Source organism: Streptomyces sp. NPDC058279 (genome assembly GCF_042881255.1).
Taxonomy (GTDB): domain Bacteria; phylum Actinomycetota; class Actinomycetes; order Streptomycetales; family Streptomycetaceae; genus Streptomyces.
The window spans coordinates 1-14,779 of sequence record NZ_JBHVYA010000034.1; the positions used below are offsets into that span (position 1 = coordinate 1).

Here is a 14,779-nt window from a genome sequence, read left to right on the forward strand (position 1 = left end):
ACCCCCGCAACTACCTGGCCTTTCTCGGCCTCGCCGCCGCCCTCTGCTGCTACAAACGACTCGTCCGCCTCACCACATAGGACACGGTCTAAGTGACCTGTATTGAGGCTAGGTCGAGAAGCAACGGCGATACCGCAGCCTCCACGTACCGGGTTGCCGCACCGAGATGCGTCGACGGCGAGCCAAGGTTTCAATGGAAGGAGCGGCTGGAGGAGGCTCGGCGATGGGTATGGACAGGGTCTTCAACAGCCCCTGGACGCGGAAGCACGATGACCCCAGGACGGCTCATATCCCAAAGGCCCCCATCATCGGCTATCCGAAGTCGCTGCCGGAACTGATCGAGCTGTGCCGGAACCGCCCGCCTGATCGGCGGCTGAAGGCGGCGGGCTCCCACTGGGCGCTTTCACAGGCGGCTGTCAGCGATGACACGTTCATCGAGACCAACGATCCGCGCAACGCCCACGTCGCCATGGCGCAGACTCTGCACAATGTCATTCCCGGGTGCCTTAACAGTGGCTTCCTCAAGTCCAAACACGTTGCCGAGCAGAGGGGGCGGCGGACGTATCTCTTCCATGTCGAGGCGGGCAAACGCATCTACCAGCTCTACGCGGAGATGGACCAGCTCATCGACGTCGGCGACAGTACGACGCTGGCCGGCGTAATGAACCATCGGTTCAACGACCCGGGGTACGGAGGCCCTTGGGCGTTCCATACGCTCGGTTCCGCCGGCGCGCAGACAGTAGTCGGAGCGCTGAGTACGGGAACGCACGGCGGGGACTGGGACCGCCCGCCGCTGGCCGATGCCGTGATGGCCCTGCACCTCGTCACTGACGGCGGCAAGCACTACTGGATCGAGAGGGTCAACGGGGACGCCCCACCGCTCACCGACGACTTCCTGATGAGCCTGCAGTTCCGGGGCGAGGAACTCGGTGGGCCGGACAATTTCGAGATCATCCGCGACAACAACGTCTTGAACGCCGTCCTGGTGTCGGCCGGCCGGTTCGGCGTCATCTACTCGGTCGTGCTTATTGCCGTACCGCAATACGCGCTGCACGAACGACGTCGGCTGTCCGACTGGCAGGACATCAAGCAGCAGATCAAGGACCCGGAAGGGGAGCTCTACACGGATCCACCGGGCGTGCAGCATGCCCCGTCCCGGTTCCTGCAGATCGCCGTCTGCCTGACCCCGCACGATGGTTTCCACCTGAACCGCGTCGGCATCACCAGGCGCTGGGAAGTGCCGCTGACCGCCGCCGTACCCGGGCACGCGGAACGAGTTGGCAACATCGTGGGCTTCGACCCGCGGACCCAGTCACCGCTTTTCACGAACGCCGGCACCACTCACGCCTACACTCCCGACCCCGACCATCCCGGGCAGGCGAAGGCACCCTCGATGCTCGAACAAGCCTGCGCAGACAAGAGCTTCCTCAAAGGAGTGATCGAAGAGTCCATCCATGAGATTGAGAACTTCGTGAAGAGCAACGGCGCGGTGGTGAGCGTGGGCATAGCCACCGTCGCCGCCGCCGGCGGGGCCGGCCTCCTTCTCCTGATCCCCGCCCTATTTTTGATCCTCGCTGTCCTCGCGGCGATTCTGGACGCTTTTGACGATGACACCAGGCTCGGCGAGGCAATGGAGGACATCAAGAACAAATTGCTGGCGCCCGACGACCCGAACCCGCTGCGGCGAGCTGCAGGCGTCTTCACCTGGCAGCTAATCGCCAACAAGGCGTTCTCCAGCCAGCAGGGCAACGAGGACTTCGACGCCATCAGCTACGCGGTGATGGACTCCCACGACTACCTGGACGTGAGCTGCAACGTAAATGTCGACTCCGTCGAAGTGTTCTTCGACGCCTTCGACGACAAGGTGATCGCATTCGTCGACGCGCTGATCGCCTACGAGACGATGCAGGAATTCCGCGGCAAGGCGTTCGTGGGGTACGCGTCCTTGCGATTCTCGGCGCGGTCCGGCGCGCTGATCGGCATGCAGAAGTTCGACCGCACCTGTTCGGTGGAGGTGGCCTGTCTGCGGGACGTCAGCGGCAGCCAGGAACTAGTCGACTACGCCGTCGCCCTGGCCCGTAACCCGAACATGAACGCCATCCTGCACTGGGGCCAACGCAACGACTACGAGCGGCCAGAGGTGGAACGCATCTTCGGAGACAGTGTCCTGGAACCCGGCGGCAACCTCGGCTTCTGGCGCGAGGCCCTGGCCCGGGTGACAGACAACGGACGGCTGGACGGCTTCAGCAGCGAGTTCACCCGGCGTACGGGCCTGGAGGTCGTCACACCGCGCATCGGGACGTTCGGCGTCGAGCCGTCTACGGTCCCGCTGGGCGGCACGGTCGCCGTGACGTGGGACTGCGCGAGAAACCCGTCGGGAACCAAGCTTCGCCTGGAGATCAGCTCTCCGAGCGGGGTGGTGGTCCCCGCCGCCGCCATCCCAATGGCCGGCAGCCACGAGTTTCGCGCCGACCAGGCCGGCACGTACCGCGTCACGCTCGTCGCCACGCTCTCGGCCGACGACGGCAGCGGGGAACGTACCGACCTGCAGACCGACACTGTCACGGCGCACTGACGGTCGCATGGTGTCGGTCAGTGCTCTGGCGATCCACCAGGCGCAGAGGTCCCCGTAGGCCAGGCCATGACGCATCCGCCTTCAACCACCGTCATCACTCGCATCCGCATCCTGAGTCGAAATACCTGTCGGTCTAGACAGTTCCCATAAGGGGAACTCGTAAGGTCGTGTGTTCCTATGGCAGAGACACTGTACGGACCCTTCCGTGTGGTTTTGGACACCGCTGACCCATTTCCCTTGCAACGGGTGATAATTGCTGGATCGAGTAACGCCGATGGGGTCTATGAACTCAATATCGACCACCCCCCCCTGGATCTCGTGGTGAAAGGTGACGAGTGGTCGATTGAGGTGCAGTTCCTCAAATCTTTCCCTCACGCCGAGTGGATCACTTCTCCTTTCGTTCATTCCACTGCATTCGTGTTTAAAGAGGGGCTTATCGTCGATCTCGAATCAGGTCAGCTCGGTTCTCCATCCCTGGGTGATGGTTTCCACCCCAGCATTCGGTTGATCTGCAGGTCCCTCGACCCTGCTACGAATCCAATCCCGTCCAACAACCCCTACGACTTCACTGTTCCGGCGCGGTGAAGTGTGACTGATCAACCAGACCCTCACCGGTCTTAAGGTGAAGACGGACCTCGCGGCGGCTGGCGTCGGCATGGCTACCGGGAGGTGATGGCCGCACCGTCAATGGGATGACCATGACGATCCGCGTGCTGGTCGCCGACGACCAGCAACTGGTCCGCGCCGGACTGCCCGAAATCGTGGACGCCGCCTCCGACCTGACGTCGTCGTGACTTCTAAGGGTCTGCGGGGCCGGCCCATGGCCGGGGTATCCCGGTGGTGGGCCTGCGGCGGTCGTCAGCAGGTGGTTTGTTCCTCGTGGCGTAGGTCTCGCAGGGTCAGGGGGCTGGTGGTGCCGCCGCGTTGGCGTTTGAGGATCGACACGTCTTTGTCCAGGTGGCTGCGGATTGCTTCCTCTTGTTGCTCTGCGTGGGCGTAGCGTTCGGGGAAAGTGGCGAGTAGCCGTTTCCATTGGCGTTGGCCGGCTCGGACGCAGGCGCCGCCGCAGTTGTTGTGTTCGAATCCGAGGTCGTAGAGGCGGGGTGGCCGCAAGCCCAGGGAACGCAGTTCGTCCAGGAGGTCGGCTTTGGTGCGGTCGGGGCCCTCGAGGAGGGGGTACTCCACGCGCCAGGGTGCCCAGTTGTGGGTGATGGCTGCGGCGCGGGGCCGGTCCTTCTTTGTGGGCTCGATGCCGATGTAGGCGACGGACGTCTCGGGCGGGGCGTTCTCCTCCATCCACGTGCGGCACGGAATCTGTTTCAGGTGCCGGGTGCAGGGAGCGAGACGGTCATTGCCGAGGAAGCGCACGTCGTGGAACAACTGCCAGGGCGTTCGGCCGTCCGCGACGATCGTGAGGGGGACTGCGATCAGGTCGGAGAATTCCCGGCTGAACCTCCACAAGTCCGGGTCTTCGACCTGGGTGTCGGCGATCAGGAGCGTCATGTTCTGGGGCCCGTACTGTTCGAGGACGCGGACGGCCGACAGGGCGGATCCGACTCCGCCGCTGAACTGGACGACGTGGTGATCGGCGGGTGCCGGTTGGGCGACGTCGCCGGGCATACGGGTCGGGTCGCCGCTCATGCCCGGTGCTCCCCGGTCGTGGCGTGCCGCTGGTCGGCCTGGATCTTCCACGCGAGGCAGGGGAAGAGGCGCTCGACGTGGTCGCGGGCCCTTAGGCAGGTGAATGAGCCGGCCGCTTCGTCGGCCGGCTCGTTCACTGATGCGTGCGGGCCTTCGGTGCAGGTCTGTTCGTCGAGGTGCTGCATGACGGCGTCGATGGTGAGTTCGGCGGGAGGTTCGTCACCGTCGTCCTGGCGGTGGACGTAGTACTCGTAGAGGCGTGCGGCGAGGGTCTCGCCGTCGAAGTGATGGCCTTGGACGACCTGCGCGACGATGGATTGGCCGTCGGGGCTGGGGACGAGTCGGTAGGCGGCGGGTTGGTGGAGAGTGTTGGGCATAGCGGGACTCCGGACATCGGGGTGCAGGGGTGGGAAGGGCGCGAGCGGGGCTGCTGGGTTGCTGCCCCGCTCCCGGTCGGCGGGGCGCTGCGCGGGCGGGGGCGGGCGGTGCTGTGGGGGTGCGCGGCGGGGGGTGGAACCGCGGTGGGTTGTCGCGCCTCGTCGGCTGCGGGCTGGCCGCGTGGGAATGGCCGGCCCGGGGCGCGGTGCGGTGGTCCGCGCCCGGGGGTGACGGCGGTCAGCTTTCCGTGCTCGGAGGGTCGGTGACGGCGGCGTCCCTGGCGGGGCGTTCCAGCACGGTGTGTACGGGCCAGTTCCGGCGCGCGCCGTGCCGGGCCTTGAACATGCGGTGGGCGTCTTCGATCAGGTCGGCGTGGATGGCCCGGTTGAGGGTGGGCGCCATGCCCTTGTGGGTCCCGTCGAGGAAGCGGACGGTGAGCTTGGAGCGGCCGCCGTTGTTGATGAAGTGCAGTCGGGTGACGGTGCCCTCCACATACTTCCGATCGACGTGGTGCCACACCCACCCGGTGTGATCGTCCTCGGCGGGGAACGTCCACTTCGGGTTTGGGGCGACGGGCTCGGGGGCCGGTTCGGGGATCGGCTCGACTACCGGCGCGTCCTGCTCGGCGTTCTCCAAGGTCTGGGCGGACTCGGGGCCGGACAGGCAGGACAGGTCCTGGGCGAACCAGCCCGGGGGCATCTGGGACGGTCCGGGGGCGATGTGAAGCGTCAGCCGGTCGCCGATGTTCGGGAGTAGGAGGGCGGCGAGATCTCCGAGGTACTGGCCGAGCCTGATGTCGGGGTAGCTGATGTTGTCGCGGGTTGTGCCGTCGGCGTAGTGGGTGAGGACGCGGGTGATGGGACTCCATTCGATGTGCCGGCCGAAGGGTGCGGCGGTGAGTTCGACGGCGGTGACGGCCTCGGCGCGGCAGCAGTTCCGCAGGTGGGTTACAGCGCTGTCCAGGAGGAACGCGGCGGTGTCGGTCGCGTCCAGAGGCGGGAGACCGGCCTTGGACGCTTCGGCGCGGGCGTCGGCCAGGATCATGCGGACTTTGGGGTTCGTTGGTTCCCACGGGCCGCCGGGGTGGCAGTACTGGGCGGTCCAGCCGGCCTCGTCGGCGACTTCCAGCAACATGGTGCGCTGCGCGTCGGGAGTGGCCGGGTGGAGCGCCAGGGCGTGGGCGTGGGTGGAGATCACGCATAGCTCGGTGCGGGGATTGAGACTGTCGGTGCTCATGTCGGGGGCTCCTCTGGACAGGGGATGGGCTTCGCGGTGCCGGCTTCGTGGCCGATGGGCTCGGGGCCGGGCGCATTCGGGAGCGACGGGTTGTGGTCGAGGCGCGCGGCGCTGGTCCGGGCTCCGGTGCGCCTGCAGGCACACAGGCGGTCGGTCCGTGCCTGGCGGCGGGTGTCCTCGTTGAAGTCGCGGGTGTGGCCGCTGGAACTCCTGGGATCGTCGTGGCACGACGCGGGATGCGTGCGGGAACCGCCGGACGCGGGCCGCGGGGCGGTGCGCACCGGGAGTTGTTGCCGCCGCCGGGTGACGGTTGCCGGGCGTAGTCCGTACTGGGTGCGCGGTGGCGGTGGAACCGCGGTGGGCCGTCGCGGATTACCGCGGGGGGCGGCCGGGGGTTTTCGGGCCGGCCGGCCACGGCCGGCCCGCCCGCGTAGCGGGCGGGCCGCGTCGCCGCCCCCCTGGGGGCGGCGACGCGGGGCGTCTATCGGAGCTGGTGCTCGGGGCAGTGGCGGACGGGGATGTAGTAGTTGCTGTGGGCGGCCTTGACGAACCGGACGACGATTCCGGGGCGTCCGCACGCGGGGTGACCGAACTGCTGGGTGTAGCCCATGTGCTCGCCGGTCGGCTGCTTGATGACAGGCACCCGTCGGAACGTGGCACCGCACGGGCCGTGCAGCAGGTGGGGGACGCCCCGGGCGTCGAGGGTGGTCTCCTCGGCTGGCCCGGTCTCGTCGTCTTCGCGGGCCCGGTCGGCCTCGTAGGCGCGGCGGGCGAGACGGACGGCGTGCTTGGCGCTGACCGCGTGGTAGGTCAGGAACAGGATCGGGGACTGCGATTCCCACACGCCTTCGTGCATCCAGTCTTCGCGGGCGGCGTACTCCTCGGGGTCGGTCGGCGCGGGCTCGACCAGAAGGATGTTGCGGAAGCGGCGGAAGTCGGGGTGGTGCGCTCCGGGGACGTTCGTGCACTCGTCGTCCGCGACGACGAAGTAGGTCCGGAGGGTCTTGGTCAGGTTGATGGTCATGGCGGGTTCCTTCGTGTCGTGATGGGCGCTGCCCGGTGTGAAGGGGTTCTGACCGTCGGTCGGGGGTTTGCCCTCCCCTTTCCGATATCTCTATTTAACCACAGTGGTGGTGATTGTGTCTAGGTGTTCCGTGGGTCGTTCGGGTGAACACCGCTGGTGGTGAGCCCGGTTGATGTCCGGCGGCCGGCCGCTCGGACGACCGGGGCAAGGGCTGCCAGAACGGCTACTCGGGGCCGGTCGCGCGGGAATTGATCCGGCCCTGTGGGGCCTACAGCGCGCCTCGGTCGCGGAGGTAGGCGCCGAACTGGAGGGTGATGCCGGTGTCGCTGGTGGAGGGGATGCGGCGGGCGCCGATCACGCCGTCGCGGCGGCCGTTGCGGTGGACGCTGAACTGTCCGCCGCGCGGGGGGATGTGCAGCGCGTACAGACCGTGGCTGGTCTGGACTCGGACCACGGCGGCCTGGGCGGCCTCGTCCACGCTCACGGATACGTCGTCGGCGCGAACCCGGAACTCGGCCGTAAGCAACTGGGCGACAGCGCGGGCCTGCATGAGATCGACGGCGTATTCGCCGGTCGCCGCGCTCCCGGCGGCCCGACCACACCCGCATCCGTGGCCGGTCTCGTCCTCGTCGACCTGGAGGGCGGGGAGCACGACGCGGGCGGGGGCGAGTGCCTGGGGGCCGGTGCCGTGGGTGGCGTGCTCGACGTAGGCGCTGATCTGCTCGGCCCCGGTGAGCAGCAGCGCGGGGCCGGCTACGGGCACCACCGTCCAGGAACCGTCGCCGTTGGCGGTGACCGACCGGAGTGGCCCGGAGAGGACCAGTCCGGTCAGGGCGTCGGTGGGGCCGGTGGGGAGGGCATGCGTGACGTGCACGGGTGTCTCCAGTGTGTGAAGGGGGGCGGTGCCGATGCTGTGTCGGCCGGGGGAGAGGGTTTGCCCTCCCTCTCCCCCGGGGCCGGTGCCGGCGGTTTGCCCTCCGCCGGCGGTTATCGGGCTAGCGCTTCTTCTTGCCGGTGGCGGGTGCGGTGGGCTTGTACGTCTTCCCGTCGATGACGGCGCTCTCGATCGGGGTGGGCTTGTACCCGAGACTGACCAGCCACGACAGGTACTGGGCGGCCTCGGTGCGCGCCCCGCACGCGTGGCGCCACACGATGCGGTCGGTGTTCTGCTCGTACGCGGCCACGATGGCCGCGAACGCGTAGAGCTGGGCCTTGGCGGGGGCCTTGGCCACGGCCTCGGCGCGGGCGCTCTCGCTGCTGTGCTGCGGCAGTCCCATCCACGCGCAGATCCGGGCGCGGGTGGCGGGGTGGGACGCGCGACGGACGATCACGCTCGCCCCGGACACGAGTACGGTCGCGGTGATCTCCGCCATCCGGTCCGTGACGGCCTTGGTGCGCCGGCCGGCGCCGAACAGGGCGGCAAGCCACTCGGAGCGCATCTCGGTGCCGGTGTCCCAATCCCGGTTGCCCTGGATGACGGCACGGCGCTCCTCGGCGGTGGGCTTGCCCTTGTCCTTGCCGGTGTCAGGCATCTTGTGCCCGTACAGAGCCGGGTTGGTGCAGTAGGCGGTGTAAACGTTTGCGCCGTCCTCCAGTGCCCACACGTGGCCCTGGCACGTGGCGTGCTTCTCAACGGTGAACCCGGGCAGGGACCGCACGCGGATGGCGCTCTCGCGGAGTTCGGATACGGTCCGGACGGTGGCTCCGGCCTTGTCCAGCTCGGCGCGGTGGGCCTCGGCCTCCTTGCGGGCCTTGGACGCGGAGAGGGTCCGGCGGATGATCCACTGGTGGTTTCCGTTCGGGTTGGCCTCCAGCTCGGCGAGTGCCTGGGCGGCGGCCTCCGGGTCGCTGCTCTCCAGCTCGGCCAGCATGGCGAGCGTCTCAAGGTCGGCCGTGTTGTTCGCCGTGGAGTGTGAGGCGGCGGCCCGGACGGCCGGCGACTTCGCGAGCTTCTTGACCTCGCGTGCCTTCGTGAGGGTGGTGGCGCCGGCGGCGGCGATCCGCTTGGCGTCCGCGCCCAGCGATGCGGCCTCGAACAGGGCCGACTGCTCCTCGCTCCGGGTGAGCGGGGCGCGGTGGCGGGCGGTGGTGATCATGTCGAGAACCTGTCCGGCCTCGTCGCGCTCCTCGAACACGTACGGCACGTGGGTCACGTTGGCGTCGATGGCGGCGGCCAGCCGGCGGTGACCGTCCACCACCCGAAGTTCGCCATCTGCGGTGCGGGTCACCACCAGGGGCGTCCGTACGCCTTCGACGCTGATGGAGGCGGTGAACTCGGGGGTGAGACGCAGGTCCTGACGGACGTTGCCGGGGTGGGCGCGGAGCGCGGTCACGCTCACGAGCGGACGGTAGGTGACCGGGATCTCGGTCAAGCCCAGCGCGACGGCGGCGGCAAGTCGACGCCTCCCGTCGATCACCCGTCGGGTGCCTTCCTGGGTCGTCGCCACGTGCAGCGGCTCCAAGATGCCGTGGGTCGCGATGTCCTCGGTCAAGGCGGCGACATCGAGCGACGGGAGGGGGTTCGCGGCGAGCAGAGTGGCGACGTCGACCGTCGACATGTTGGGGCCGGCGGGGCGGGGCTTGACGGTGGTCTGCATGGGTGGTGCTCCTCGGTGTGAAGGGGGCTTGACTGTCGGTCCGGGGGTTTGCCCTCCCCTTTTCCGACGCTTTTATTTAACCACAACAGTGGGGATTGTGTCTGGGTGTTCTGTGGGTCATTCGGGTGAACTGCCCTGGCGGGCTGGTCCTGATGTGGAGTCGGTAGCCGGTGGCCGGGACCGGGTGCCTGGGCGCAGGGGCGCCCGGATCGCTGTGCCCAGGCACCCCTCGAATTCCGAATTCCTCCGGCGGCGGCCGAACTGGTTGTCTTCGGGTTGGGCGGCTTCCGTCCAGGGGGCCTGGTGGCGGTCTATCCCTGGGCGGGGCTGAGGTGCGCCGCGTTGACGGTCTGGCTCTGCGCGGGTTCGTCTGCCTGCGGCTGCCAGGTGACGCGCGCCCAGTGATCGCCGGAGTACCAGTGTTGCCACAGCTCGACGGCCACCCCGGTGGCTCCCGTGCTGGTGGACCGGACGTAGTCCCCTACGGCGAAACCGAACGTCCGGCGCTCGGCGTGAACGGTCGTCGGGTCGGCGCGCCGGATCATCGTCGCCAGGGTGCGGAACGTGCCCCAGTCTCCGTCCCATGTGACGGTGAGCGTTCCGTCTTCGTCGTCTACCGTCTTGACCGTGCCGCGCTGGATCACCTGGCGGGATCGGCCCCGACTGCGCGTGTCGTGGACGTCGGGGATGTACTCGACCGACCGTTCCACCCGGTCACCCGCTTCGTAGCGTGATCCGGGCACGTACAGGCGGGGGATGATCATCACCCACTCGTCGGCGTTCCAGTTGAACGTCTCGCCGTCCATGGCCACCGTGCCTTCGGCCTCGCGTACAACGGGCAGGGCGGCCCATGCGGTGTAGGGGCGGCCCCACATGGATCGGCGGGAAGGTGTGCGGCCGTCGCACTCTCCCAGGTACCAGTCCCCCGCCTCGACCTCGTTCGCGCGGACGATCCGCAACGCTCCGGGGTCGGTGCCCTCGGGAAGGGTGCGGCGGGGCCCGAATCCGTCGGTGTTCTCGAACGGGTGGGTCACGATGACGGGTAGGAACGGGATGTCGACGGCCGTCGACGGTGCCGGCTGCCGGTGCTCGCTCGCCCAAAGGTCGAAGGCGAACGCGTGGTCGCCCGAGTAGAAGTGGTTTCCACCCATCACCCAGCGCGCGAACTCGCCGGCATCCTCGGCGGTGACGCCCCGTTCCTCGGCGAGCGCACGCAGATGGTCCACCGTGCGGATGTTGGCCGGCAGATAGTTCTCAGGGAGCACGGAGAGGATGGGCTCGCTGCCCGGGACGGCATCCGACTCGGTGGTCAGCAGACCGGCAGTGCCGAAGTAGTTGCGGCCGACACAGGTGGAGGGGTGCAGGGTGAGCGGCACGTCCGCCTGGCGGGCGTACCGAATGATGGGCGGCACCTTCCCGGGCGTGGTCGCCGTGATGAACGCCGAGACATCGTCGGCGGTGACCGGGGTGGCGTCGTGGGCGCCGTAGTAACGCGGGCATGACAGTTCCGCGGGGGTGTTCATACGCTTGGACTCCTTGTGTGAAGGGGGTCTTGACCGTCGGTCCGGGGGTTTGCCCTCCCCCTTTCCGACACTTCTATTTAACCACAGTAGTGCTGATTGTGTCTAGGTGTTCTGCGGGCCAATCGAGTGAACCGCTGCTGCCTGCGCCTTGCCTGGTCGTGCCGGTGGGCTGCCTCCGGCACGCGAGCAAAGGCGGCCGGGCGACTATGCGGAGATGGGGCGCAGCATCGACGCGATGCGGCGTTGGCTGATCCACTGGGTTCCGCCGTACCGCTCGAACGTCACCTGCACGTGCCGGCCGCGCGTCTCGTTGACGGTGGCGAACTCGGTGTCATGCGGCCACGATCCGACCCATACCTGTACGAGATCACCGGCCTGGATGTCGTCCCATGTGAATGGCCGGCCCTCCGGGTGGGTGCCGGTGTACGCGGGTGCCTCGTCCATGATTCCTCCGGGGAATGGGGCGGGATGAGATGAAGTCGGCCTTCGCCGGCCCGGGGGCCCCGGTCATTCCGGGACCCCCGGGGGACATCAGGCGCGGGGCCTGCCACCCGAAAACCGAACGCGGCTGGTGGGCCTGGCGGCGCGGGGCGCCCAGTAGGCGCGCTCCCGGGTCATCGCTTCGAACCGGGCTTCCTCGGCCTCGGTCGCGAACCGTTCTTGGGCCTGGCGGGCGAGATCGTCGGCCACGTCGAAGAACCTGCCGGCGGCTGTGAGCAGTGCGGCGACAGTTCCCCCCAAGGCGGCCAGAGAGTTCCAAGGACTGTCGGCCGTCACCTCGTGGGCTTGGGCGCCCCCGTCCCCACTGCCGTAGAGGGTGAAGGCGTGACCGATGATCGACGGTGCCCCATAGTGCCCATCACCCGCGTGCAACACGTCGCAGATGGCATCGACCACGGCCCCGTGCACCACGTCCCCAAGGGGATCGGGCAGGCTCCCCCCGGCCAAGGGCCACCCGATTTCGGACTCCGGAGCGTGTCGACCCTCGACTACCGCACGGGTGTACATGATCACCAACGCTGCGCCGCGCTCGGCGGGGTCTGTCTCAACGGTCAACGGATTCACCGGCCTCGGTGCTGTCGCGGTCGGTGGCGGCGGTGATCCGGGCATGCGCCATGGCGTATCCAAGGGCGTAATCCCAGTCCTGGGGGAGATCGGAAAGCCGGATGTCTCGCTCGGTGTGCGTGATGGTCACCTCGACGGGGTCAAGGTCGTGGGGCCCTGATACGCATCGGGAGCACTCGTGCGGCGGGTAGAGCGGGGCAAGCCTGTTGTTGCGCTCGTCGCGCCGGCCGTGCTCGCGGTCGTGTACGTCGGCGATCTTCGCGAGGAGCCGGCGCACGTCGTCACCGGTCCGCAGGACGTTCGGGCCGATCTTGTTGAGCCGGTAGAACCGACCGTCGCCCGGGTTGGCCGGCTTCGGGGTGGGCTGGCCCTTTCCGGGGAGCTGGTCCAGGGAGATGGGGGTGTACGTGGTGACCGTGTGGTGTTCGATCAACCGCGTCACCACCTGGTGGTCGACCTCGTATGCCCAGTGATCGCGGACGCAGTAGACAGGCCCGATGGGGCCGGAGACATGCGTGCCACGGGCGGCCTGACCGGTCTTCGGGTCGCGGTGACTGTGCAGGATGCTCCAGCGGACGGAGGGGATGGAAGACAGCCACACGGTGTCGTCGGGCCGGTAGAGCTCGACGGCGCTCAACAGGGGCCCGTCATCAGCGGTCGACAGGGTGACGGCGATCTTGCCTCCCGGTCCCTGTCGGACGATCTGGGTCACGCGGGCGGGGCGGACTTCGTCAAGGATGATGACGGCGCCTTCGTAAAGGCTGGCGGCCTCGATTGCTTGCATGCTTTGTCCCTCTGGGTCATGGCGTGGCAGGGCGCGGGCGCTCTCCCGCCACAGGGGTTGACAGGCCGTGGGGGCGCGGGTGCCGGCGGTACGGCACCCGCGCCCAGGTCGACTGCTAGCTCTCGTCGGGCTGCATGATCGTCAGCACCGGCTCGGCGCTGTCACCGGGACCGCATACGCACGTGAGGCTGACCGGGAGCGCACGGACGGTCTTCCCGTCGCACGGGACCCGGTACAGGTGGACCGCGATTTCGTCGGTCGCCCTTCGGGCCGTCTTGATGGCGAAGCGGGTCATGTGGAGCACGTCCCAGAGTCGGCCGGTCTCGTCCTGCGGCGTCTGGGCCTTGCTGTCGTCGTCGCTCCACGCGACACAGTCCGCCCACGCGGCGGCGGTGAGCGCGACGGGGAACCGGAAGCCGGCTTCCTTCGCGAGGTCCTCGGGAACCTGCACGAGCGCGCCATCCTCGATGGCCTGCGCCCGCGTGTAGGCATGGATAACCGGTACGGGGACACCGAACAGAGTGCCGAACACGGTCTCCGGCTGGGGGTGATCGGCCGGGCTGGATCCGGGGGCGAGAGGGTTGTTCATGGGGCGTGAGGCTCCTCAGTGTGAAGGGGACTTGGCTGCCGGTCAGGGGGTTTGCCCTCCCCCTTTCCGACATCTCTATTTAACCACAGTGGTGGTGATCGTGTCTAGCGGTGCTGCCGTCCGAACGGGTGAAGGCGGTTCGTCCCGGCGGTCGTCGGGGTGCTGCCGGCCTTGTACGCGGGGACGATCTGCTGCCTGGACATGGGGGAAGCGTGGGGGGAAGCGTCGGGGGAGCTTGGAGGGGGACGCCTCGGGGGAGCTTGGAGGGGGAAGCCCCGAGGGAAGCGGTTTTTGGGGCGGGTGTGCATTTTGGCTGGTCAGGCACCTTTTCCTGAGTGGTGACCATCCGGACTTTCTTTTTGTGGGTGTTGGGGTGGGTGGATGGTTGTGTGGAGGCGGGGTTGGGGGAAAGGTGGCTTGGGCCGGCTTTGGGGTTGCTCTCGGTTGGCTGGGTCTGGTCTGAGGTTGGTCGGTGGGCTCGGCTTCGTGGTGGCGGTGTTCGGTTGTTTGGGGTGACTGGCTCTGGGGTGCGTTGGGTTGGTGTTGCTTAGCTCTCGGCTCGGCTGCTCCGGGGCCTCTCTGCGGGCCGTCCGGTTTCCAGGCGTCCTTGGGACGGCCGGCTCCCGTTCGTCCGACTACGGGGCGTCCAGGGCGGTTCTCGGGTGCTTGAGGAGTGGAGCGTCTGCCTGGGCGCGGCACGGGGTTGTGTGGCTGCCTGACGGCCTTGGATGGGCTTCACGTCCCCATCGGTTCGGTCACGGTCCCGAACAGCGGTAGGCTCCTGATGGCCAGTGACGGGGCATACGAGCCGCTCGAAGACGCCCAACTCACCCTGGCAGACCACCTTGAAGGCTCACCGCAGCGAGCGGCCCGAACCTTGGTCTCGACCGCCATCGAGCACGGAGGAAGCCGCGCCGACAACGCCACGGTCCTCCTGGCGGATCTTGACAGGTAAACCGAGTACGAGCCTGGCCTCGCAGAGGTACTGGCCCGGAATCCGGTAAGCTACACAGTGCATCACATCTGCCCAGAATTCCAGAGACTATCCGAGCAATAGAATGAAGCACCCTGCCTCGCTCGAAGTGCGGGACCTCGCATCCCGCACTCGATAACCCACCCCCTCCGTTGCTGCCGGCCAGGCCCGCGCAAGCGGGCCCAGTCCTGAAGGCGAAGCCGAAAGGACCAGGGTGGGAGCGGAGCGGACACCCCAACGGGCCGAAGGCCCGGACCCTGTGAAACGGGGTCACCTCCCGTGCGCAGCACGTGAGCCCTGGCCCGCGAAGCGGGCCCTTGTCCGGGTGCAGCGAAGCGAAGACCGGACAGTCCGCAGCGCAGCGGAGGACTCCGGCCCGAAGGGCCGGCCTTGG

At 68.1% G+C, this 14,779-nt stretch carries 14 protein-coding genes; 3 read left to right on the plus strand and 11 right to left on the minus strand.

All coding sequences use genetic code 11. The annotated features are described in order from the left end of the window. Nucleotides 1-223 precede the first annotated feature (223 nt). Nucleotides 224-2,575 (plus strand): hypothetical protein, encoded by a 2,352-nt coding sequence (locus tag ACFVXJ_RS30685; protein ID WP_389666674.1) that lies wholly within the window; start codon nt 224-226, stop codon nt 2,573-2,575. 177 nt (nt 2,576-2,752) lie between these two features. Beyond that, nucleotides 2,753-3,160 carry a hypothetical protein gene (locus tag ACFVXJ_RS30690; protein ID WP_389666676.1) on the plus strand — a complete coding sequence of 136 codons (408 nt, stop codon included), beginning with the start codon at nt 2,753-2,755 and terminating at the stop codon, nt 3,158-3,160. Between the two features lie 273 nt (nt 3,161-3,433). Here the strand turns inward: ACFVXJ_RS30690 and ACFVXJ_RS30695 are convergent, their stop codons facing one another. The 11 genes from ACFVXJ_RS30695 to ACFVXJ_RS30745 form a co-directional block, all read right to left on the minus strand. Next, nucleotides 3,434-4,216, minus strand: coding sequence for a hypothetical protein (locus ACFVXJ_RS30695; protein ID WP_389666677.1), 783 nt, complete (start codon nt 4,214-4,216; stop codon nt 3,434-3,436). After that, nucleotides 4,213-4,593 (minus strand): hypothetical protein, encoded by a 381-nt coding sequence (locus ACFVXJ_RS30700; protein WP_389666679.1) that lies wholly within the window; start codon nt 4,591-4,593, stop codon nt 4,213-4,215. The genes ACFVXJ_RS30695 and ACFVXJ_RS30700 overlap by 4 nt, the downstream gene beginning before the upstream one ends. A 238-nt stretch (nt 4,594-4,831) precedes the next feature. Beyond that, entirely contained in the window at nt 4,832-5,830 is a 999-nt protein-coding gene (locus tag ACFVXJ_RS30705; RefSeq protein ID WP_389666680.1) for a hypothetical protein, read from the minus strand. Nucleotides 5,831-6,311: 481 nt separating this feature from the next. Next, a complete protein-coding gene (locus tag ACFVXJ_RS30710; protein WP_389666682.1) occupies nt 6,312-6,854 on the minus strand; it encodes a hypothetical protein in 543 nt (180 codons plus the stop codon). A gap of 268 nt (nt 6,855-7,122) precedes the next feature. Further along, nucleotides 7,123-7,728: a hypothetical protein gene (locus tag ACFVXJ_RS30715; RefSeq protein WP_389666684.1), complete on the minus strand. Its 606-nt coding sequence runs from the start codon at nt 7,726-7,728 to the stop codon at nt 7,123-7,125. A 121-nt stretch (nt 7,729-7,849) separates the two neighbouring features. Continuing rightward, complete coding sequence (locus ACFVXJ_RS30720; protein ID WP_389666686.1) at nt 7,850-9,451, minus strand: ParB N-terminal domain-containing protein; 1,602 nt, start codon at nt 9,449-9,451, stop codon at nt 7,850-7,852. Between the two features lie 311 nt (nt 9,452-9,762). Further along, nucleotides 9,763-10,974 carry a hypothetical protein gene (locus tag ACFVXJ_RS30725; RefSeq protein ID WP_389666687.1) on the minus strand — a complete coding sequence of 404 codons (1,212 nt, stop codon included), beginning with the start codon at nt 10,972-10,974 and terminating at the stop codon, nt 9,763-9,765. A 204-nt stretch (nt 10,975-11,178) separates the two neighbouring features. Further along, nucleotides 11,179-11,418, minus strand: a complete 240-nt coding sequence (locus tag ACFVXJ_RS30730; protein WP_389666689.1) for a hypothetical protein — start codon at nt 11,416-11,418, stop codon at nt 11,179-11,181. A gap of 87 nt (nt 11,419-11,505) precedes the next feature. Next, nucleotides 11,506-11,871, minus strand: coding sequence for a hypothetical protein (locus ACFVXJ_RS30735; RefSeq protein WP_389666691.1), 366 nt, complete (start codon nt 11,869-11,871; stop codon nt 11,506-11,508). Between the two features lie 148 nt (nt 11,872-12,019). Further along, on the minus strand, nt 12,020-12,823 hold the full coding sequence (locus ACFVXJ_RS30740; RefSeq protein ID WP_389666693.1) for a hypothetical protein: 804 nt from the start codon (nt 12,821-12,823) through the stop codon (nt 12,020-12,022). Nucleotides 12,824-12,938: 115 nt separating this feature from the next. After that, nucleotides 12,939-13,412 (minus strand): DUF6573 family protein, encoded by a 474-nt coding sequence (locus tag ACFVXJ_RS30745; protein WP_389666695.1) that lies wholly within the window; start codon nt 13,410-13,412, stop codon nt 12,939-12,941. 673 nt (nt 13,413-14,085) lie between these two features. On the opposite strand from ACFVXJ_RS30745, the gene ACFVXJ_RS30750 reads away from it, so the two are divergent. Further along, nucleotides 14,086-14,367, plus strand: coding sequence for a SpoIIE family protein phosphatase (locus tag ACFVXJ_RS30750; protein WP_389666697.1), 282 nt, complete (start codon nt 14,086-14,088; stop codon nt 14,365-14,367). Nucleotides 14,368-14,779 lie beyond the last annotated feature (412 nt).

Bases quoted from the DNA above. Each gene is read 5' to 3' on its own strand.
- ACFVXJ_RS30685 (WP_389666674.1), top strand. From the start codon at position 224: ATGGGTATGGACAGGGTCTTCAACAGCCCCTGGACGCGGAAGCACGAT.
- ACFVXJ_RS30690 (WP_389666676.1), top strand. From the start codon at position 2,753: ATGGCAGAGACACTGTACGGACCCTTCCGTGTGGTTTTGGACACCGCT.
- ACFVXJ_RS30695 (WP_389666677.1), bottom strand. From the start codon at position 4,216: ATGAGCGGCGACCCGACCCGTATGCCCGGCGACGTCGCCCAACCGGCA.
- ACFVXJ_RS30700 (WP_389666679.1), bottom strand. From the start codon at position 4,593: ATGCCCAACACTCTCCACCAACCCGCCGCCTACCGACTCGTCCCCAGC.
- ACFVXJ_RS30705 (WP_389666680.1), bottom strand. From the start codon at position 5,830: ATGAGCACCGACAGTCTCAATCCCCGCACCGAGCTATGCGTGATCTCC.
- ACFVXJ_RS30710 (WP_389666682.1), bottom strand. From the start codon at position 6,854: ATGACCATCAACCTGACCAAGACCCTCCGGACCTACTTCGTCGTCGCG.
- ACFVXJ_RS30720 (WP_389666686.1), bottom strand. From the start codon at position 9,451: ATGCAGACCACCGTCAAGCCCCGCCCCGCCGGCCCCAACATGTCGACG.
- ACFVXJ_RS30725 (WP_389666687.1), bottom strand. From the start codon at position 10,974: ATGAACACCCCCGCGGAACTGTCATGCCCGCGTTACTACGGCGCCCAC.
- ACFVXJ_RS30730 (WP_389666689.1), bottom strand. From the start codon at position 11,418: ATGGACGAGGCACCCGCGTACACCGGCACCCACCCGGAGGGCCGGCCA.
- ACFVXJ_RS30740 (WP_389666693.1), bottom strand. From the start codon at position 12,823: ATGCAAGCAATCGAGGCCGCCAGCCTTTACGAAGGCGCCGTCATCATC.
- ACFVXJ_RS30745 (WP_389666695.1), bottom strand. From the start codon at position 13,412: ATGAACAACCCTCTCGCCCCCGGATCCAGCCCGGCCGATCACCCCCAG.